19 protein-coding genes, 1 tRNA gene and 1 other RNA gene are annotated in these 20,464 nt (G+C 50.6%); 13 read left to right on the top strand and 8 right to left on the bottom strand.

Annotation, left to right across the window (positions count from 1 at the left end):
• The first annotated feature begins 130 nt into the window (after positions 1-130).
• Positions 131-283, top strand: coding sequence for a type I toxin-antitoxin system toxin HokA (hokA, locus tag HEN21_RS21050; protein ID WP_001135738.1), 153 nt, complete (start codon positions 131-133; stop codon positions 281-283).
• Here hokA and HEN21_RS23180 read toward each other — a convergent pair.
• The 3 genes from HEN21_RS23180 to HEN21_RS21040 form a co-directional block, all read right to left on the bottom strand.
• Complete coding sequence (locus HEN21_RS23180) at positions 260-331, bottom strand: hypothetical protein (protein ID WP_219906482.1); 72 nt, start codon at positions 329-331, stop codon at positions 260-262. The two genes, hokA and HEN21_RS23180, sit on opposite strands and share 24 nt — an antisense overlap.
• 139 nt (positions 332-470) lie before the next feature.
• Positions 471-683, bottom strand: coding sequence for a transcription antiterminator/RNA stability regulator CspE (cspE, locus tag HEN21_RS21045; RefSeq protein WP_000014594.1), 213 nt, complete (start codon positions 681-683; stop codon positions 471-473).
• A gap of 280 nt (positions 684-963) precedes the next feature.
• Positions 964-1,254 (bottom strand): HTH-type transcriptional regulator, encoded by a 291-nt coding sequence (locus HEN21_RS21040; RefSeq protein ID WP_010344962.1) that lies wholly within the window; start codon positions 1,252-1,254, stop codon positions 964-966.
• A gap of 431 nt (positions 1,255-1,685) precedes the next feature.
• On the opposite strand from HEN21_RS21040, the gene HEN21_RS21035 reads away from it, so the two are divergent.
• Complete coding sequence (locus tag HEN21_RS21035; RefSeq protein ID WP_000190517.1) at positions 1,686-2,396, top strand: DUF3053 domain-containing protein; 711 nt, start codon at positions 1,686-1,688, stop codon at positions 2,394-2,396.
• A 49-nt stretch (positions 2,397-2,445) separates the two neighbouring features.
• On the opposite strand, the gene ghrB is transcribed toward HEN21_RS21035, so the two are convergent.
• Positions 2,446-3,420 (bottom strand): glyoxylate/hydroxypyruvate reductase GhrB, encoded by a 975-nt coding sequence (gene ghrB, locus HEN21_RS21030; protein ID WP_176252071.1) that lies wholly within the window; start codon positions 3,418-3,420, stop codon positions 2,446-2,448.
• 103 nt (positions 3,421-3,523) lie between these two features.
• Entirely contained in the window at positions 3,524-4,183 is a 660-nt protein-coding gene (locus HEN21_RS21025) for an OmpA family lipoprotein (RefSeq protein ID WP_000747625.1), read from the bottom strand.
• Between the two features lie 152 nt (positions 4,184-4,335).
• Between HEN21_RS21025 and bisC the strand changes: the two genes are divergently transcribed.
• The gene (bisC, locus tag HEN21_RS21020; RefSeq protein ID WP_176252070.1) at positions 4,336-6,669 is read left to right on the top strand and encodes a biotin sulfoxide reductase; all 2,334 of its coding nucleotides are present in this window, start codon (positions 4,336-4,338) and stop codon (positions 6,667-6,669) included.
• On the opposite strand, the gene HEN21_RS21015 is transcribed toward bisC, so the two are convergent.
• Both HEN21_RS21015 and tag read right to left on the bottom strand, forming a co-directional pair.
• A complete protein-coding gene (locus HEN21_RS21015) occupies positions 6,638-7,078 on the bottom strand; it encodes an N-acetyltransferase (protein WP_000617463.1) in 441 nt (146 codons plus the stop codon). The two genes, bisC and HEN21_RS21015, sit on opposite strands and share 32 nt — an antisense overlap.
• On the bottom strand, positions 7,075-7,638 hold the full coding sequence (gene tag / locus HEN21_RS21010; protein ID WP_016160034.1) for a DNA-3-methyladenine glycosylase I: 564 nt from the start codon (positions 7,636-7,638) through the stop codon (positions 7,075-7,077). The genes HEN21_RS21015 and tag overlap by 4 nt, the downstream gene beginning before the upstream one ends.
• Before the next feature lie 157 nt (positions 7,639-7,795).
• Here tag and HEN21_RS21005 point away from each other — a divergent pair, with 157 nt between their 5' ends.
• The 10 genes from HEN21_RS21005 to dppF all read left to right on the top strand — a co-directional run bounded on the left by HEN21_RS21005 (position 7,796) and on the right by dppF (position 18,810).
• Positions 7,796-8,494, top strand: a complete 699-nt coding sequence (locus tag HEN21_RS21005) for an autotransporter outer membrane beta-barrel domain-containing protein (protein WP_000584409.1) — start codon at positions 7,796-7,798, stop codon at positions 8,492-8,494.
• A 228-nt stretch (positions 8,495-8,722) separates the two neighbouring features.
• A complete protein-coding gene (locus tag HEN21_RS21000) occupies positions 8,723-9,925 on the top strand; it encodes an L-lactate MFS transporter (RefSeq protein ID WP_000189032.1) in 1,203 nt (400 codons plus the stop codon).
• Between the two features lie 341 nt (positions 9,926-10,266).
• Positions 10,267-11,958, top strand: a complete 1,692-nt coding sequence (gene eptB, locus HEN21_RS20995) for a kdo(2)-lipid A phosphoethanolamine 7''-transferase (RefSeq protein WP_001269271.1) — start codon at positions 10,267-10,269, stop codon at positions 11,956-11,958.
• 91 nt (positions 11,959-12,049) lie between these two features.
• Positions 12,050-12,126 (top strand) — tRNA-Pro (locus HEN21_RS20990).
• Positions 12,127-12,159: 33 nt separating this feature from the next.
• Positions 12,160-12,294: non-coding RNA, RtT sRNA (locus tag HEN21_RS20985), on the top strand.
• 831 nt (positions 12,295-13,125) lie between these two features.
• Positions 13,126-14,733: a dipeptide ABC transporter substrate-binding protein DppA gene (gene dppA, locus HEN21_RS20980; RefSeq protein ID WP_001222867.1), complete on the top strand. Its 1,608-nt coding sequence runs from the start codon at positions 13,126-13,128 to the stop codon at positions 14,731-14,733.
• A 150-nt stretch (positions 14,734-14,883) separates the two neighbouring features.
• On the top strand, positions 14,884-15,903 hold the full coding sequence (dppB, locus tag HEN21_RS20975) for a dipeptide ABC transporter permease DppB (protein ID WP_021550012.1): 1,020 nt from the start codon (positions 14,884-14,886) through the stop codon (positions 15,901-15,903).
• A gap of 9 nt (positions 15,904-15,912) precedes the next feature.
• On the top strand, positions 15,913-16,815 hold the full coding sequence (gene dppC / locus HEN21_RS20970; protein ID WP_000084683.1) for a dipeptide ABC transporter permease DppC: 903 nt from the start codon (positions 15,913-15,915) through the stop codon (positions 16,813-16,815).
• A 10-nt stretch (positions 16,816-16,825) separates the two neighbouring features.
• Positions 16,826-17,809, top strand: coding sequence for a dipeptide ABC transporter ATP-binding protein (gene dppD, locus HEN21_RS20965; protein WP_176252069.1), 984 nt, complete (start codon positions 16,826-16,828; stop codon positions 17,807-17,809).
• On the top strand, positions 17,806-18,810 hold the full coding sequence (gene dppF, locus HEN21_RS20960; RefSeq protein ID WP_016160031.1) for a dipeptide ABC transporter ATP-binding subunit DppF: 1,005 nt from the start codon (positions 17,806-17,808) through the stop codon (positions 18,808-18,810). Before dppD ends, dppF begins: the two co-directional genes overlap by 4 nt.
• Before the next feature lie 29 nt (positions 18,811-18,839).
• Here the strand turns inward: dppF and HEN21_RS20955 are convergent, their stop codons facing one another.
• Positions 18,840-20,111 carry an amino acid permease gene (locus HEN21_RS20955; protein ID WP_176252068.1) on the bottom strand — a complete coding sequence of 424 codons (1,272 nt, stop codon included), beginning with the start codon at positions 20,109-20,111 and terminating at the stop codon, positions 18,840-18,842.
• Positions 20,112-20,464: the final 353 nt, after the last annotated feature.

Below are 20,464 nucleotides of genomic sequence, written 5' to 3'. Positions count from 1 at the left end.
GGAATCAGACCTATATGCCTCGTGTTTAACTGTCCAACTTTTTGGGGTCAGTACAAAGTGAGGCTGCCCTATGCCTGAACACCATAAGGTTAGCCTCTTACTCGTTGGAAATCAACACAGGAGGCTGGGAATGCCGCAGAAATATAGATTGCTTTCTTTAATAGTGATTTGTTTCACGCTTTTATTTTTCACCTGGATGATAAGAGATTCACTGTGTGAATTGCATATTAAACAGGGAAGCTATGAGCTGGCGGCATTTTTAGCCTGCAATTTGAAAGAGTAAGAGTCTTCGGCGGGAAATTATTCCCGCCTTTCTTACGGCGTTGCGCATTCTCATTGCACCCAAATTTATTCTTTATAAAAATAATAATAGATTATATTACGCGATCGATTATTCATTTCCTGAAAAACAAATAAAAAAATCCCCGCCAATTGGCAGGGATCTTAGATTCTGTGCTTTTAAGCAGAGATTACAGGCTGGTTACGTTACCAGCTGCCGGGCCTTTAGCGCCGCTTTCGATGGTGAAGGACACTTTCTGACCTTCGTCCAGAGATTTGTAACCATCGTTCTGGATAGCAGAGAAGTGTACGAACACGTCTTTAGAGCCATCGTCAGGAGTGATGAAGCCGAAGCCTTTGTCAGCGTTGAACCATTTTACGATACCAGTCATTTTACCGGACATAGTGTATTACCTTTAATAATTAAGTGTGCCTTTCGGCGATATGGCGTGCTTTACAGATTTTGAAGCGTTAAAGGAATGTGCACTACGAGGGGTATCAACGATAACTCTTGAAGGGACTTGCCTTACTACACTGCTTTAATGGTCTGTACGTCAAACCGTTGATGTGCATTAAGCCACGCATTGAATGGTGATGCAACAATTATTTTCCATATTTATGATTAATTGGTCGGAAAACGGTCCTGTCATCAGGACCGTAAACATCAATACAGTGGATAAAAGTCTATTCCATCAACTGTTTACTTAATGCTGGGTTGGCCTGGATCAGGCGCATCAATTTTAGTTCGGCACTGGAAGGCTTTACGCGTCTGGACTCCCATTCTTTCACCATGGCTACTGATACGCCCAAAACCCGGGCGAAATCATCAATTTTTAACCCTGTCCCTTTACGTAATTGCTCAATTTCGGTACAAGGCGTTGTTCTGTGCGTCAGGGTAATCTTTTGCGTTTCATCTTTAAAAACAATTTGTTCCAGGCTACTCAACAGCTCATGCATTGGATCTTTATATTCCATTGAAAACTCCTCAAATCACACTGCGGGATCGTGAATTTCATCGAAGCTCATTAAGAATAGTCGGGAAAAGCAGACACAGCGGGGAGAAACCCGTGAGTGATTTAAGTATGATTCGATTCAGCTGCTAAGTTGCCGTGACTTATAGTCGCCTAACAATATGATTAATGCCGATATATTTCGTTGCGTCCTGGGATTGTAAAGATTCCGAAAATTTGGCTACCAAGAGAAGGGAGGGGCTGGCCACAAAAACGCAATAGTAATGCCTGTTTTTAACAATAAAACAACAAATTAACTCTTCTTCATTTTCTACATCATTTTCCCAGGAAGATTATGCATAAAGGGTATCCTGTAAGCCTGTCCTGGACTATCCTTGTCAGCGTCAGACACGCGTGTGTCGTTGTGCGCTTTTTTTGGGTGAAAGGAGTAAGAAAATGGCGACAGGAAAGTCCTGCTCTCGCTGGTTTGCGCCTCTTGCGGCGTTATTAATGGTAGTTAGCCTGAGTGGGTGTTTTGATAAAGAAGGCGATCAGCGTAAAGCGTTTATCGACTTCCTGCAGAATACAGTGATGCGTAGCGGTGAACGTCTACCAACCCTGACTGCCGATCAGAAAAAACAGTTTGGTCCTTTTGTCTCTGATTACGCGATCCTGTATGGCTATTCCCAACAGGTTAATCAGGCGATGGATTCCGGTCTGCGTCCGGTTGTAGACAGCGTTAACGCGATTCGCGTACCACAGGATTATGTCACGCAAAGTGGTCCACTGCGTGAAATGAACGGATCTCTGGGCGTACTGGCGCAACAATTGCAAAATGCGAAGTTGCAGGCCGATGCCGCACACTCTGCGCTAAAACAGACCGATGACCTGAAACCGGTCTTTGATCAGGCATTCACTAAAGTAGTGACGACCCCAGCTGATGCGTTGCAACCGCTGATTCCGGCGGCTCAAACGTTTACGCAGCAACTGGTGATGGTGGGGGACTACATCGCTCAACAAGGTACTCAGGTGAGCTTTGTCGCGAATGGCATCCAGTTCCCGACTTCACAGCAGGCGAGTGAATATAACAAACTGATTGCGCCATTACCGGCACAGCATCAGGCGTTTAATCAGGCCTGGACTACGGCAGTTACTGCAACCCAATAAAGAGTAAAAGCCCGAGCGGTTATCGGGCTTTTCTCCACGCAGTCGCGGCTTAGTCCGCGACGTGCGGATTCACACAGTTCTTCTCAACCTTCCCCTGCAACGCATTAATCAAATTATCCACGGCACAGGCAGCCATGCCATAACGCGTCTCATAAGTGGCTGAACCAATATGCGGTACTGCAACGACATTTGCCATTGAGAGCAACGGCGAATCTACTGGCAATGGCTCTTGTTCGAAGACATCCAGACCAGCGGCGTGAATTTCCCCTTTCTGCAACGCTGCAATCAGCGCATTTTCGTCAACTACCGGGCCACGCCCTGCATTAATGAAAATAGCGGAGGATTTCATTTTGGCGAATTGTTCCGCGCCAAACAGGTGATGAGTTTCTTCAGTTAGCGGCAGGATCAGGCAAACGAAATCTGATTCTTGTAACAGCGTATCCAGATCGCAGTAGCGGGCGTTAAAGCGTTCTTCTGCTTCTTTATGGTGGCGGCGAGCGTTATAGAGAATTGGCATGTTGAAGCCAAAATGCGCGCGCTGTGCCAGCGCCATGCCGATCCGTCCCATCCCGACAATGCCCAGTGTTTTATGGTGAACATCAATGCCGTACCAGTCCGGGCCGATATTGGCGGTCCATTCGCCTGCTTTTACGCGTTCTGCTACCTCCACAACCCGGCGAGCGGTAGATAACACCAGCGCCATCAGCGTATCGGCGACGGTTTCCGTTAATACGGTTGGCGTATGCATTAGCAGGATTTTCCGGGCGTTAAGCGCGTCGACATCGAAATTGTCATAGCCGACGGAGATAGTTGATGTGGCACGCAGTTTTGGCATCTTTTCCAGCAAGGCGGCATCAACATTCTCGTTTGAACCCAGTAAACCTTCAGCTTCGGCAAAAATCGCCGCGTTTTGTTCGATGGTTTGTGGATTGAGGTCTGCTACCTGGTGAACGGTGAAATGCTCTTGCAGGCGTTGCAGTAGATCATCAGGTAAGGCTTTGTAGAGGATAACGGACGGCTTCATTCTTCTCTCCATTCACTGATAAGGCAATCACCTTAGCCTGAAATATGATGAAGGAAAACTGAAGAATGCCAGGTGATTTCTGCATCACCCGGCATGAAAGGGATTAGAGCGGGCTTAAAGTGATTTCTACACGGCGGTTTTGCGCCTTACCTTCTGCGGTGCTGTTGCTGGCGATCGGATTAGCCGGGCCAAGACCCTGAGTACGGATGCGGCTGGCGTCCACGCCCTGGGTGATCAACGCGCTGGCAACGGAATCCGCACGCTGCTGGGAGAGACGCATGTTCAGGTCGTGACCACCCGTGCTGTCGGTGTAACCAATCACGTTAACCGCTGTTTTCGGATACTCTTTCAGCACCATTGCCACGCCAGTCAGCGTGTTAGCACCAGCCGGTTTCAGAGTTGCGCTGCTGCTGTCAAAAGTCACATTGTTCGGCATGTTAAGGATAATGTTGTCCCCGCTGCGGGTTACGCTAACGCCGGTGCCGCGCATTTTGTCACGCAGCTTCGCTTCCTGCACATCCATGTAATAACCAACGCCGCCGCCCAGTGCCGCGCCAGCGGCTGCGCCAATAAGCGCACCTTTACCGCGATCTTTCTTCGAAGAAGAGAGTGCGCCAATACCCGCGCCAACGAGAGAGCCCAGACCTGCACCGATAGCAGATTTACCTGCTTCACGTTCGCCGGTGTAAGGGTTAGTTGTACAGCCAGATACCGCCAGAGCGCCGCTCACGACGGCAGCAATAAGATAAACACGTTTCTTCATTGTTAATCCTTAATAACCTTTTTATTCTTGTTCACGGGTGCCGTGGCGGGAGATTATGCCGTGTGAACATGAAGATTATTCCTGAGAATACTCGGAAATTTGTAAGTAATATTTAACTGCTCAATACATCTAACCTTTCAGGAGCCTTCGGTTTGGCCAATTCATCCTCACGTTATTCCGTTCTTACTGCCGCCCACTGGGGACCCATGCTGGTTGAAACCGACGGCGAAACCGTGTTTAGCTCGCGTGGCGCGTTAGCAACAGAGCTGGAAAACTCCTTGCAGATCGCGGTTCGCGACCAGGTTCACAGCAATACGCGGGTGCGATTTCCAATGGTGCGCAAAGGTTTTCTCGCGTCTCCAGAAACCCCGCAAGGCATTCGTGGGCAGGATGAATTTGTTCGCGTGAGTTGGGATGAGGCGCTGGAGCTCATCCACCATCAACATAAACGTATTCGTGATGCTTATGGACCGGAGTCGATTTTTGCTGGTTCCTACGGCTGGCGTTCAAACGGTGTATTGCATAAAGCGTCAACTTTATTACAACGCTATATGGCGCTGGCAGGTGGTTATACCGGGCATTTGGGGGATTATTCGACCGGCGCGGCACAGGCGATCATGCCGTATGTCGTGGGGGGTAGCGAAGTCTATCAGCAGCAGACCAGCTGGCCGCTGGTGCTGCAACATAGCGATGTGGTGGTGCTGTGGAGTGCTAACCCTCTAAATACGCTGAAAATTGCGTGGAATGCGTCTGATGAGCAGGGACTTTCTTATTTTTCCGCATTGCGTGATAGCGGGAAAAAGCTGATCTGCATTGATCCAATGCGATCGGAAACCGTCGATTTCTTTGGCGATAAAATGGAGTGGATAGCGCCACATATGGGCACCGATGTGGCGCTAATGCTGGGGATCGCCCATACGCTGGTGGAAAATGGCTGGCACGACGAGGCGTTTCTGGCGCGTTGCACCACGGGTTATGACATCTTCGCTTCTTATTTGCTGGGTGAGAACGACGGAATAGCGAAAACCGCCGAATGGGCGGCGGAGATTTGCGGCATTTCAGCGGAGAAAATTCGCGAGCTGGCGGCTATTTTCCACCAAAACACTACGATGCTGATGGCGGGATGGGGAATGCAGCGCCAGCAGTTTGGTGAGCAAAAACACTGGATGATCGTCACGCTGGCGGCAATGTTGGGGCAAATCGGCACACCCGGTGGCGGTTTTGGCCTTTCTTACCATTTTGCTAATGGCGGCAATCCGACCCGCCGCGCTGCGGTGCTCTCTTCCATGCAGAGTAGTTTGCCTGGCGGTACCGATGCAGTAGATAAAATCCCCGTTGCCCGTATCGTTGAAGCATTAGAAAACCCCGGTGGCGCATATCAACACAACGGCATGAACCGACATTTTCCGGATATTCGTTTTATCTGGTGGGCGGGCGGCGCCAACTTTACTCATCATCAGGATACTAATCGCCTGATCCGCGCCTGGCAAAAACCAGAGCTGGTGGTGATATCTGAATGCTTCTGGACGGCGGCGGCGAAACACGCCGATATTGTCCTCCCTGCAACCACCTCGTTTGAGCGTAATGATCTCACTATGACCGGAGATTACAGCAATCAGCATCTGGTGCCGATGAAACAAGTGGTGCCACCGCGTGATGAAGCACGTAATGATTTTGATGTTTTTGCTGAATTAAGCGAACGGTGGGAAAAGGGCGGTTATGCGCGATTTACGGAAGGAAAAAGTGAGCTGCAATGGCTGGAAACGTTTTATAACGTCGCCCGGCAGCGTGGGGCAAGTCAGCAGGTACAATTGCCGCCATTTGATGAATTTTGGGAAGCCAACCAATTAATTGAGATGCCGGAAAACCCAGACAGTGAGCGGTTTATTCGCTTCGCCGATTTCTGCCGCGATCCGCAGGCTCATCCGTTAAAAACCGCCAGCGGCAAGATTGAAATATTCTCGCAGCGCATTGCGGATTATGGTTACCGGGATTGTCCGGGACATCCAACGTGGCTGGAGCCGGATGAGTGGCAGGGCAATGCCGAACCGGAACAGTTGCAGATACTTTCTGCTCACCCGGCACATCGTCTGCACAGTCAGCTGAATTATAGTTCTCTACGCGAATTGTATGCGGTGGCAAATCGTGAACCTGTCACCATTCACCCAGAGGATGCGCGGGCGCGCGGCATACAAGATGGCGATACAGTTCGGGTGTGGAACTCGCGCGGGCAAATCCTTGCCGGAGCAGTCATTAGCGAAGGTATTAAGCCAGGCGTGATTTGTATTCACGAAGGTGCATGGCCAGATCTGGATTTATCTGCTGGCGCCATTTGTAAAAATGGTGCGGTTAACGTGCTAACTAAAGACCTTCCCAGCTCGCGGCTGGGGAATGGCTGTGCGGGTAACACGGCGCTGGCGTGGCTGGAAAAATATAATGGCCCGGAGCTGTCGCTTACGGCGTTTGATCCGCCTGCCAATCCATAATCCAGGTAGGGAGTTGGGTTTCCTCCTGCCATGCGCAGTCGACAATATGAAACCCCTGCGCATGGTAAAAATCTAGCGCCGGTTGGTTTTTTTGATAAACCTCCAGCAACAAATGGGGATGGCGCTGCTGTACATATTGCATCAGCGCCTTACCGATACCGCGCCTGATGGCCTTCGGTGCAACGAACATTGCTGCCAGAAATCGTCCCTCCATAATGCTGACAAAACCGAGAAATTCACCATCGTCTTCCCACACCCAGTTTTGCGCGTTGGCAAGATATGCATCACGTACCAGCGGAATGCAGTCACGCCAATAGCTTGTTTCTATAAAGGGATGTCCCCAGCTTGTGCTTTCCAGCCATAACTCCAGAATCGCGGGCAGTTCCGAACGTTGCGCTTCCCGAATCATGTTTTGTTCTCCGGATGGCAACAGCAGCTAACCACATGATCATTCACCAGCCCACATGCCTGCATAAAGGAGTAACAAATCGTCGAGCCAACAAACTTAAAGCCGCGTTTTTTCAGAGCCTTGGAGAGCGCGTCGGAGGCGGGCGTTGAAGTAGGGATTTCGCTCAATGTTCTGGCTTGTGTCACTTGTGGCTGGTGGTTTACGAACGACCAGACAAAGTCGGCAAACGGTTCGCCGTTTTGCTCCATTTGCAGGTAAGCGCGCGCATTGCCGATAATGGCCTGGATTTTTCCACGATGGCGAATAATCCCGGCATCCTGTACCAGTCTTTCGATATCGTCTTCCTCCATTGCCGCAACCTTGACGGGATCAAACTGATGAAAACAAGCGCGATAATTTTCACGTTTTTTGAGGACGGTAATCCAGGATAACCCAGCCTGTTGTCCTTCAAGGCAGATCATTTCGAACAGTTTTTTACTGTCGGTTTCAGGCACGCCCCACTCATTATCGTGGTAGGCAATATAAAGTGGATCCTGACTCACCCAGCCGCAACGTTCCATACTTTCCCTCGTTATATACCCGGTCGTAAAAATTTCACCTGCTTTTCTTGACGCATCGGTGAAAAAGTCAATATTTAATACAGGGCTAATATGCCCGATATCCTTCATACAATGACAATAATATCGCCGAATTCGGCTCTTTCCTGGAGTCGTGTTAATGATCATAAAAAAATGCGGTGGCCACTGGACGTTAAGTTTGCTGGCGAGCGTTGTAACCAGTTCTCTTTTTCTCAACACAGCTTATGCCTGGCAACAAGAATATATCGTTGATACGCAGCCTGGACATACTACGGAGCGTTATACCTGGGATAGCGATCACCAACCTGATTACAATGATATTTTGTCGCAACGTATTCAAAGTAGCCAAAGGGCGCTGGGACTGGAAGTCAATCTGGCGGAGGATACGCCTGTGGATGTGACCAGCAGTATGAGTATGGGCTGGAATTTCCCTTTATATGAACATGTTACAACAGGCCCAGTCGCCGCATTGCATTATGATGGTACGACCAATTCGATGTATAACGAGTTTGGCGACAGCACTGCAACATTGACCGATCCGTTATGGCATGCCAGCGTCAGTACATTAGGCTGGCGTGTTGATTCCCGGCTTGGTGATTTTCGTCCCTGGGCGCAAATCAGCTATAACCAGCAATTTGGCGAGAATATCTGGAAGGCTCAATCAGGCCTGAGCCGCATGACGGCGACAAATCAGAACGGCAACTGGCTTGATGTGACGGTGGGAGCCGATATGTTGCTTAATCCAAATATTGCCGCTTATGCCGCGTTATCTCAGGCAGAAAACAGCAACAATAATAATGATTATTTGTATAGCATGGGCGTTAGCGCCAGATTTTAACTTGTCATTTACAATTCAAGGCCGTGTATAACAATCATTGTGCTGATAGTGGGTACTAACTGACATAATTATTATTGCGGTGAATATTTGTCACGTCATTCATTCCTGAACTAAGGCATTTCATTCCGTTCTGATGGCATTTCATGCCGTTTTTCCCCTGGCATAAAGTGCACTTCGATATGGTTGTCGGCAGAGACCTTTCCTTTTTATTAATGCAGGAACACTGCTATGACACCTTCCAACTATCAACGTACGCGCTGGCTGACGCTTATCGGTACTATTATTACCCAGTTTGCCCTGGGTTCGGTTTATACCTGGAGCCTGTTTAACGGTGCACTTTCCGCCAAACTAGATGCACCGGTAAGCCAGGTGGCATTTTCTTTTGGCCTGTTGAGTCTGGGACTGGCAATTTCTTCTTCTGTCGCGGGAAAATTACAGGAACGTTTTGGCGTTAAACGCGTCACTATGGCTTCCGGTATTTTGCTGGGATTAGGCTTCTTCCTGACCGCGCATTCCAACAACCTGATGATGCTGTGGCTGAGTGCCGGTGTGCTGGTCGGTCTGGCAGATGGCGCGGGTTACTTGCTGACGCTCTCTAACTGCGTGAAGTGGTTCCCGGAACGTAAAGGTTTGATCTCCGCATTCGCCATTGGTTCCTATGGCCTGGGTAGCCTGGGTTTCAAATTTATCGACACGCAACTGCTGGAAACGGTCGGTCTGGAAAAAACCTTTATAATTTGGGGTGCGATTGCGCTGGTGATGATTGTTTTTGGTGCGACCTTAATGAAAGATGCGCCGAAACAGGAAGTCAAAACCCATAATGGTGTGGTGGAAAATGATTTCACTCTGGCAGAGTCGATGCGAAAACCACAATACTGGATGTTAGCGGTGATGTTCCTGACTGCCTGCATGAGCGGTCTGTATGTAATTGGGGTGGCGAAAGATATCGCCCAGAGTCTGGCGCATCTTGATGCAATTTCCGCAGCCAATGCAGTGACGGTTATTTCTATTGCTAACCTTTCTGGTCGTCTGGTGTTGGGTATTCTGTCTGACAAAATTGCCCGTATTCGGGTCATCACCATTGGACAGGTAGTTTCGCTGGTGGGCATGGCGGCACTGCTGTTCGCTCCACTCAATGCGTTAACCTTCTTCGCAGCGATTGCCTGTGTGGCCTTTAACTTCGGCGGTACAATCACGGTGTTCCCGTCACTGGTTAGCGAGTTCTTTGGACTTAATAATCTGGCGAAAAACTACGGTGTAATTTACCTCGGTTTCGGTATTGGTAGTATTTGCGGCTCGATTATTGCCTCACTGTTTGGCGGTTTCTATGTGACCTTCTACGTGATTTTCGCCCTGCTGATTCTGTCTCTGGCACTTTCTACGACTATTCGCCAACCAGGACTCAGAGCGTTTCGTGAGGTGCATGGTTAAGTTTGGCGACTGGTTTCAGTCTCGTCCTGAGATAGAGTGGCACATTTTTCACCGTGAATGAGCCAATGTATCAAAACAATTCAGGATGAGTCATTGATAAAGTCGGGGCCAGTTAGCTGGCCCTTTTAAGCGTTCAATTAATGAAAGTCTCCTTTCATACTTGTATTTTTGTAAATTTGTGCTTCACGCACACTCTTTCCCCACACTTTTTCCCTTTGCTGTGGTCTACTTATCAGCGTGTGCAGATTTTCCTTATCTGACGACCTTCGCACTTTTCCCTTGCCTGGCTTGAAAGGCCATTATGCAGGGTGTTATCACCTGTTTTTCCAGGGTTTGTTTGCATGAGATATATCAAAACGATAACGCAGCAAAAGCTAAGCTTTTTGCTCGCTGTCTATATTGGTTTGTTTATGAATTGCGCAGTCTATTTCCGTCGGTTTGATGGTTACGCGCATAACTTCACTTTTCTTAATGGTGTCTCGGCGGTTATCGAACTGGCAGGGACGGTTCTGGCAACCTTCTTCTTTTTACGCTTAATTTCACTCTTTGGCAGAACAGCCTGGAAAGTGCTGGCCTCGTTATTGGTGCTGATCTCTGCCGGGGCCAGTTACTACATGACATTTATGAACGTCATGATTGGCTACGGGATTGTCGCTTCGGTGATGACCACCGACATCGACCTGTCGAAAGAAGTGGTTGGCTGGACACTTATCGCATGGGTTGTACTGGTGAGTATTATCCCGTTGCTCTTTATCTGGATGAACCGCTCACAAGACACCTTCTGGCGTCAGCTTTGTACCCCGAAAACACGCTGGCGTAGCGCGCTTACTGTGCTGTTAGCAGGCTTGCTGGTATGGGGCCCAATCCGTCTTATGGATGTAGCACAAAAGCGTGCAGACCGCATGGCTGGGGTGGATATGCCAAGTTATGGCGGGGTGCTGGCGAACTCTTATTTACCCTCGAACTGGCTTTCTGCGCTGGGTCTGTACGCCTGGGCACAAGTGGATGAATCTTCTGACAATCGTTCGTTGATGAATCCGGCGAAAAAATTCACCTATACCCCGACGCAAAATCTCGACGACACCTATGTGATTTTCATTATTGGTGAAACCACGCGTTGGGATCATATGGGGATGCTGGGTTACGAGCGTGATACCACGCCGAAGCTGGCGAAAGAGAAAAATCTGGTGATGTACCGTGGTTATTCTTGCGATACCGCGACTAAATTATCACTACGCTGTATGTTTGTTCGTGAGGGCGGAACGGAAGATAACCCTCAACGTACGCTCAAAGAGCAGAACGTATTTGCGGTTCTCAAGCAGTTGGGTTTTAGCTCTGATTTGTACGCCATGCAGAGCGAGATGTGGTTCTACAGCAATACCATGGCTGACAACATTGCCTACCGTGAGCAAATCGCGGCTGAGCCACGTAACCGTGGGAAAGCGGTAGACGACATGTTGCTGGTTAATGAAATTGAACGTTCTCTGGAGAAAAAACCAGAAGGTAAGCATCTGATTGTGCTGCATACCAAAGGGTCGCACTACAACTATACTCAGCGTTATCCACGTGAGTTTGCCCAGTGGAAGCCAGAGTGTTATGCAATTGATCGCAAATGTCCAAGAGCGCCGATGATTAACTCATACGATAACTCCATTACCTACGTAGATCATTTTATCGACTCGGTGATCGACAGATTCCGCGATAAGAAGGCCATTATTTTCTATGCAGCGGACCACGGTGAGTCGATTAACGAGCGTGAGCACTTGCATGGTACACCACGCGAATATGCACCACCGGAGCAGTTCCGCGTACCGATGATGGTCTGGATGTCAGATAAATATCTGGAAAATCCGGCCAATGCGCAGGCATTCGCGCAGTTGAAAAAAGAAGCCGATATGAAAGTACCGCGCCGTCACGTAGAGCTGTACGACACCATCATGGGCTGTCTCGGCTATACTTCACCGGATGGTGGAATTAACGAAAACAACAACTGGTGTCACATCCCGCAAGCGAAGACCGTTGTGGCTAACTAAACGGCCTGCTGACTTTCTCGCCGATCAAAAGGCATTTTGCTATTAAGGGATTGACGAGGGCGTATCTGCGCAGTAAGATGCGCCCCGCATTCGGTGATTGGCGCAGCCTGGTAGCGCACTTCGTTCGGGACGAAGGGGTCGGAGGTTCGAATCCTCTATCACCGACCAATTTAGAAAAACCAGCCTACGGGCTGGTTTTTTGCTTTCTGCAACCTGAAGAGGATGAGAACCTCCGGGGGCAGGGAGGTTCGACTCGAGCGAAGCGAGAGAACGTTGCGCCAGCAACGGCCCGCAGGGCGAGCCACGAAGTGGCGAGTAATCCTCTGGCACCGACCAAATTCGAAAAGCCTGCTCAACGAGCAGGCTTTTTTGCATCTGTGCCTGCTCGAACCCAGGCCTGATAAGACGCAGCAGCGTCGCATCAGACAAATGTGCCAGCCCATTGTCGGATGCGGCGTGAACGCCTTATCCGACCTACAGGGTTGTACTAATTCAATAAATTGCATCTCTCCCGGTAGGCCTGATAAGACGCGTCAGCGTCGCATCAGGCAAATGTGCCAGCCCATTGTCGGATGCGGCGCGACCGCTTTATCCAACCTACACACCACCCATTACACTGCCAAATTTGCGCCCCACATCTCACTATCCATTAACGGATTTGTGACAGAATCCATTGTCTTTTTTTATATTTGCTTAAATCTTTTTTTGCGTTACTTATGGCTGGCGCTGGCATTTTCCGCTGTGCGTTTTAACGTTCATGGTATTAATCGCTCAGATATCCACCTTTTCCTCAGATTTTTTTCATTAAATGCATAAAACTTAATCACCAATTGTTGCTAAATATTAAGCTGATTGTTCTGGTTATGTTGGAGTAGCACAAATTTCTCTGCTGCAAATAGAGGTCCAAACTTTTTTTAATCTTTGTTTGCCAATTCTCACCGTTGCGTTAAATCGCAGCGACCTGTATTGACGTTTTCACATTCTGTTGACAGATTGTAGGTCACGAGGGGCATTTTATGGAGGATCCGCACTGTTACACTGATGTTAATTAGTACGGCATCCCCACCTCATAACGTTGACCCGACCGGGCAAAAAACAAAAAAGGTCAGGCAACGACAACCCACTGCAAAGGGTTAAAACAACAAACATCACAATTGGAGCAGAATAATGCGTATTTCCTTGAAAAAGTCAGGGATGCTGAAGCTTGGTCTCAGCCTGGTGGCTATGACCGTCGCAGCAAGTGTTCAGGCTAAAACTCTGGTTTATTGCTCAGAAGGTTCGCCAGAAGGGTTTAACCCGCAGCTGTTTACCTCCGGCACCACCTATGACGCCTCTTCCGTACCGCTTTATAACCGCCTGGTTGAATTTAAAATCGGCACCACCGAAGTGATCCCGGGCCTTGCTGAAAAGTGGGAAATCAGCGAAGACGGTAAAACCTATACCTTCCATCTGCGTAAAGGTGTGAAGTGGCATGACAATAAAGAATTCAAACCGACGCGCGAACTGAACGCCGATGACGTGGTGTTCTCGTTTGATCGTCAGAAAAACGCGCAAAACCCGTACCATAAAGTCTCTGGCGGCAGCTACGAATACTTCGAAGGCATGGGCTTGCCGGAGCTGATCAGCGAAGTGAAAAAGGTGGACGACAACACCGTTCAGTTCGTACTGACTCGCCCGGAAGCGCCGTTCCTCGCTGATCTGGCAATGGACTTCGCCTCTATTCTGTCAAAAGAATATGCTGACGCGATGATGAAAGCCGGTACGCCGGAAAAACTGGACCTCAACCCGATCGGCACCGGCCCGTTCCAGTTACAGCAGTATCAAAAAGATTCCCGTATTCGCTACAAAGCGTTTGATGGCTACTGGGGCACCAAACCGCAGATCGACACGCTGGTCTTCTCTATTACTCCTGACGCTTCCGTGCGTTACGCGAAATTGCAGAAAAATGAATGCCAGGTGATGCCGTACCCGAACCCGGCAGATATTGCCCGCATGAAGCAGGATAAATCCATCAACCTGATGGAAATGCCGGGGCTGAACGTCGGCTATCTCTCGTATAACGTGCAGAAAAAACCACTGGATGACGTGAAAGTTCGCCAGGCTCTGACCTACGCGGTGAACAAAGACGCGATCATCAAAGCGGTTTATCAGGGCGCGGGCGTAGCAGCGAAAAACCTGATCCCGCCAACCATGTGGGGCTATAACGACGACGTTCAGGATTACACCTACGATCCTGAAAAAGCGAAAGCCTTGCTGAAAGAAGCCGGTCTGGAAAAAGGTTTCTCCATCGACCTGTGGGCGATGCCGGTACAACGTCCGTATAACCCGAATGCTCGCCGCATGGCGGAGATGATTCAGGCGGACTGGGCGAAAGTGGGCGTACAGGCCAAAATCGTCACTTACGAATGGGGCGAGTACCTCAAGCGTGCGAAAGATGGCGAGCACCAAACGGTAATGATGGGCTGGACTGGCGATAACGGGGATCCGGATAACTTCTTCGCCACCCTGTTCAGCTGCGCCGCCTCTGAACAAGGCTCCAACTACTCAAAATGGTGCTACAAACCGTTTGAAGATCTGATTCAACCGGCGCGTGCCACCGACGACCACAACAAGCGCGTTGAACTGTACAAACAAGCACAGGTAGTGATGCACGATCAGGCTCCGGCACTGATCATCGCTCACTCCACCGTGTTTGAACCGGTACGCAAAGAAGTTAAAGGCTATGTGGTTGATCCATTAGGCAAACATCACTTCGAAAACGTCTCTATCGAATAATTAAAAGCCATACCCGGTGGCGCTGTGCCTCTGCGTGCAGTGCCATCCGGCAGCAATACTTCATTCCCTGTCCGGCACGGGCGGGAATTGATTTGTGAGCAATACAGACACGCAGTTCCAGGCTGCGGGTCACTATAGAGAATCCGGGTTATGTTGCAGTTTATTCTCCGACGTTTGGGACTCGTCATCCCCACGTTTATCGGTATTACCCTTCTCACATTTGCCTTTGTCCACATGATCCCGGGCGATCCGGTGATGATCATGGCGGGCGAACGTGGGATCTCCCCAGAGCGTCACGCGCAGCTGCTGGCTGAACTCGGCTTAGATAAACCGATGTGGCAGCAGTATCTCCATTACATTTGGGGCGTTATGCATGGCGATCTGGGCATTTCAATGAAAAGCCGCATCCCGGTTTGGGAAGAGTTCGTGCCGCGCTTCCAGGCCACGTTGGAACTTGGCGTCTGCGCGATGATTTTTGCTACGGCAGTCGGTATTCCGGTTGGTGTGCTGGCTGCGGTTAAACGCGGTTCCATTTTCGATCACACTGCGGTTGGCCTGGCGCTGACCGGCTACTCGATGCCGATCTTCTGGTGGGGCATGATGCTGATCATGCTGGTTTCGGTGCACTGGAACCTGACGCCCGTCTCCGGTCGCGTGAGCGATATGGTGTTCCTCGATGATTCCAATCCGTTAACCGGTTTTATGCTAATCGACACCGCCATCTGGGGTGAAGACGGCAACTTTATCGATGCCGTCGCCCATATGATCTTACCTGCGATGGTGCTGGGCACAATTCCGCTAGCGGTCATTGTGCGTATGACACGCTCCTCGATGCTGGAAGTGCTGGGCGAGGATTACATCCGCACCGCGCGAGCCAAAGGGCTGACCCGCCTTAGGGTGATTATCGTCCATGCGCTGCGTAACGCCATGCTGCCGGTGGTAACCGTTATTGGCCTACAGGTCGGGACGCTGCTGGCGGGGGCGATTCTGACCGAAACCATCTTCTCGTGGCCTGGTCTGGGGCGCTGGTTGATTGACGCACTGCAACGCCGCGACTATCCGGTAGTGCAGGGCGGCGTATTGCTGGTGGCGACGATGATTATCCTCGTCAACCTGCTGGTCGATCTGCTGTACGGCGTGGTGAACCCGCGTATTCGTCATAAGAAGTAAGGGAACATCATGTCACAGGTTACTGAAAATAAAGTGATTACTGCACCGGTGCCGATGACCCCGTTACAGGAGTTCTGGCACTATTTTAAACGTAACAAAGGCGCGGTCGTCGGACTGGTTTATGTCGTCATCGTGCTGTTTATCGCGATCTTTGCCAACTGGATTGCACCCTATAACCCGGCGGAACAGTTCCGCGATGCGCTGCTCGCCCCGCCAGCCTGGCAGGAAGGCGGCAGCATGGCGCACTTGCTGGGCACTGATGACGTCGGTCGTGATGTGATGTCGCGCCTGATGTACGGCGCACGCTTGTCGCTGCTGGTCGGCTGTCTGGTGGTGGTGTTATCGCTGATTATGGGCGTTATTCTCGGCCTGATCGCCGGTTACTTTGGCGGTCTGGTCGATAACATCATCATGCGCGTGGTCGATATCATGCTGGCGCTGCCAAGCCTGCTGCTGGCGCTGGTGCTGGTGGCTATCTTCGGCCCGTCGATTGGTAACGCCGCGCTGGCGCTGACCTTCGTTGCCCTGCCGCACTATGTCCGCTTAACTCGCGCCGCCGTGCTGGTGGAAGTGAACCGCGACTACGTGACCGCTTCCCGCGTGGCGGGAGCCGGGGCGCTGCGGCAGATGTTTATCAATATTCTTCCCAACTGCCTTGCGCCGCTGATTGTCCAGGCGTCGCTCGGTTTCTCTAACGCCATTCTCGATATGGCTGCTCTTGGTTTCCTCGGCATGGGGGCGCAACCGCCAACGCCGGAGTGGGGCACCATGCTCTCCGACGTGTTGCAGTTTGCGCAAAGCGCCTGGTGGGTCGTGACCTTCCCTGGTCTGGCGATCCTGCTGACGGTGCTGGCATTTAACCTGATGGGTGACGGTCTGCGTGACGCGCTCGATCCCAAACTGAAGCAGTAAGAGGTTCGAGATGGCGTTATTAAATGTAGATAAATTATCGGTGCATTTCGGTGACGAAAGCGCACCATTCCGCGCCGTAGACCGCATCAGCTACAGCGTGAAACAGGGTGAAGTGGTCGGAATTGTGGGGGAGTCTGGCTCAGGTAAGTCGGTTAGTTCACTGGCGATTATGGGGCTGATTGATTATCCGGGCCGCGTAATGGCGGAAAAGCTGGAGTTTAACGGTCAGGATTTGCAGCGTATCTCAGAAAAAGAGCGCCGCAATCTGGTGGGTGCCGAAGTAGCGATGATCTTCCAGGACCCGATGACCAGTCTCAACCCGTGCTACACCGTGGGTTTCCAGATTATGGAAGCGATTAAGGTGCATCAGGGCGGTAACAAAAGTACCCGCCGTCAGCGGGCGATTGACCTGTTGAATCAGGTCGGTATTCCCGATCCGGCATCGCGTCTGGATGTTTACCCGCATCAGCTTTCCGGCGGAATGAGCCAGCGCGTGATGATCGCCATGGCGATTGCCTGTCGGCCAAAACTGCTGATTGCCGATGAACCGACCACCGCGCTGGACGTGACCATTCAGGCGCAAATCATCGAACTGCTGCTGGAGTTGCAGCAGAAAGAGAACATGGCGCTGGTGTTGATCACCCATGACCTGGCGCTGGTGGCGGAAGCGGCGCATAAAATCATCGTGATGTATGCAGGCCAGGTGGTGGAAACGGGCGATGCTCACGCCATCTTCCGTGCGCCGCGTCATCCGTATACTCAGGCATTGCTGCGTGCGCTGCCGGAATTTGCTCAGGACAAAGAACGTCTGGCGTCGTTGCCTGGTGTCGTTCCCGGCAAGTACGACCGCCCGAACGGCTGCCTGCTTAACCCGCGCTGTCCCTACGCGACTGACAAATGCCGCGCCGAAGAACCGGCGCTGAATATGCTCGCTGACGGGCGTCAGTCCAAATGCCATTACCCACTTGATGATGCCGGGAGGCCCACACTATGAGTACGCAAGAGGCCACCTCGCAACAACCGCTGTTGCAGGCGATTGACCTGAAAAAACATTACCCGGTGAAGAAAGGCATGTTTGCGCCGGAACGTCTGGTGAAGGCGCTGGATGGCGTTTCATTTACCCTTGAACGTGGCAAAACGCTGGCGGTAGTAGGTGAATCTGGCTGTGGTAAATCGACCCTTGGTCGATTGCTGACGATGATCGAAATACCTACCGGTGGTGAACTGTATTACCAGGGGCAGGATCTGCTTAAGCACGATCCGCAGGCGCAGAAGCTGCGTCGGCAGAAAATCCAGATTGTCTTTCAGAACCCTTACGGTTCGCTGAATCCGCGTAAAAAAGTTGGGCAAATTCTCGAAGAGCCGCTGCTTATTAACACCAGCTTAAGCAAAGAACAGCGTCGGGAAAAAGCCCTGTCGATGATGGCGAAAGTCGGCCTGAAAACCGAGCATTACGACCGCTATCCGCACATGTTCTCCGGCGGTCAGCGTCAGCGTATCGCCATTGCCCGAGGTCTGATGCTCGACCCGGATGTGGTGATTGCCGATGAACCGGTTTCCGCGCTGGATGTCTCGGTGCGTGCACAGGTGCTCAACCTGATGATGGATTTGCAGCAGGAACTGGGGCTTTCTTATGTCTTCATCTCCCACGACCTGTCGGTGGTGGAGCACATTGCTGATGAAGTGATGGTGATGTACCTGGGCCGCTGCGTGGAGAAGGGAACGAAAGACCAAATCTTCAATAACCCGCGCCATCCGTACACTCAGGCGCTACTTTCCGCGACGCCGCGCCTGAACCCGGACGATCGCCGCGAGCGCATCAAGCTCACCGGTGAACTGCCAAGCCCACTGAATCCACCGCCGGGTTGCGCCTTCAACGCCCGCTGTCGTCGGCGCTTCGGCCCCTGCACCCAGTTGCAGCCGCAGCTAAAAGACTACGGCGGTCAACTGGTCGCTTGTTTTGCTGTTGATCAGGATGAAAATCCGCAGCGTTAACTCACAAAACCGGGGCCATGCGCTCCGGTTTACTCAATCAACTTCAACAGTGGCGACAAGCACAGCAAAATGCCGTAAAAGAGAATCAGCCAGGCTTTAAACCCGCGAAGTTTTTCCAGTTGTGCGACTTTAGAGATCAGGAAAAACGGAATGAGGCACGACACAATGCCATATAATGGGCTTCCCAACTGAAAGAACACCAGCACCGATACGCGAAACGAAACCCAAATCGTCAACGTAATGACGATAAAAGCGCAAATTGCCAGAGTCAGCATGTGCGAGTTAATTTTTTGGGTATCAATAATTCGGCTTAACAGATTGAGAATAATGCCTTTAATGGCCTCGTGGAAACCGAGGTAAATGCCAAAGAATGCGGTCAGTACGGCAAAGATATTCAGCACCGTAGAGGTGATATGAATGATATGCCCAGGGATCACCTGCGCCGCCAGTGCCAGTGCCGAGATATTTTGTTCAAAGGCAGAAACGGCTTCTTCGTGGCTAATTGAGAAGGTAAACGAAAAGGCAAAAAACAGGATCACCGCGATGAGCGTGATATAACTAATCCGGTGGGTACGCAGCGCGAGCCGAGTTGCCAGTACTTTATCCGCTTCCCGTTTACGATAGGCAATATTCATCGGGTTAAGCACCTGAATAAATACCGCAGAAAAGAAGCAAAAAGGAATAGTAAGCAGAACGTCGCGGAAGAAGACGGAGGCTTGCGGGAACGCGGTTATATTGGCGAAATTCCAGTGCGGGATCATCGCAAAACCGAACACCACAATAATGCCCACTTTGACCACCACCATCGGGCCGGAAATTTTAAACAATAACCTTTCTCCACCTGACGCAATAGCTACCAGTACGGCGAAAATAGCCACTTTATAAAGTAGGGATTGTGAAAGATCGGCATCGGTCAAACCGAAGGTTTTCAGGTACGAGGCGCTGTCGAAAACCACGGAGAGGGAATAGATAAAAATTCCGTGGATAATCATCAAAAAGTAGATAACACCAAGAAATATTCCCCAGTTCTTCCCAAGGTAATGACTGATAATATCGGTGTAGTCATTACAGGAGTCACTTTCAGATAGTGTCTTTAAATAAATATCCTGCACTACCCAGGTTGCCGGATAAGCAATAATGGCGGCGGTAATAAATACCCAAATTCCCTTTAGCCCAATTTGTACTGGCATCAGCACCGTTCCGGCACCAATTGCCATTCCTATGCATAATAAAACCCAGCCGAAGTCATATCGCGTAAATGGTAATTTTTGATCGCGTAGTTGTAATGTGTTGTCCTGCATAAAGTCCTGTCCAGAAAGAAGTCAGCCCCGCAAAGATGGTTATCCCCCGTTTCTCTTGTGCAACAGGCGGAGAAGTCGAATACGCAGTGTGCTAAGAATGAGGCAACGGATTCACCGGGGAGAATCGCGAGGAGCGCAATTCTACAAAATTGCGCATTTCACTACCAGTCTGGAGTCAGCTCGGATATGAACTGCAACTATTGCAAATAAAGAAATTAAGCTGGAAGGCATCACACAATGAGGAAGATTGCCGGGTGCTGACAGTAAAAAGCAATCGTAAAATCAGCGGCAAGCCGGAAGGGTTCCGGTGAGGCGCAATGTTGCGGGGGCTTTATCCCTGGTGGCATTGGTTG

The organism is Escherichia sp. 93.1518, from assembly GCF_013368915.2.
Classification (GTDB): Bacteria; Pseudomonadota; Gammaproteobacteria; order Enterobacterales; family Enterobacteriaceae; genus Escherichia; species Escherichia ruysiae.
Note: the sequence above shows the minus strand (reverse complement) of the source record. Positions and strands in the feature narration are given on the sequence as shown.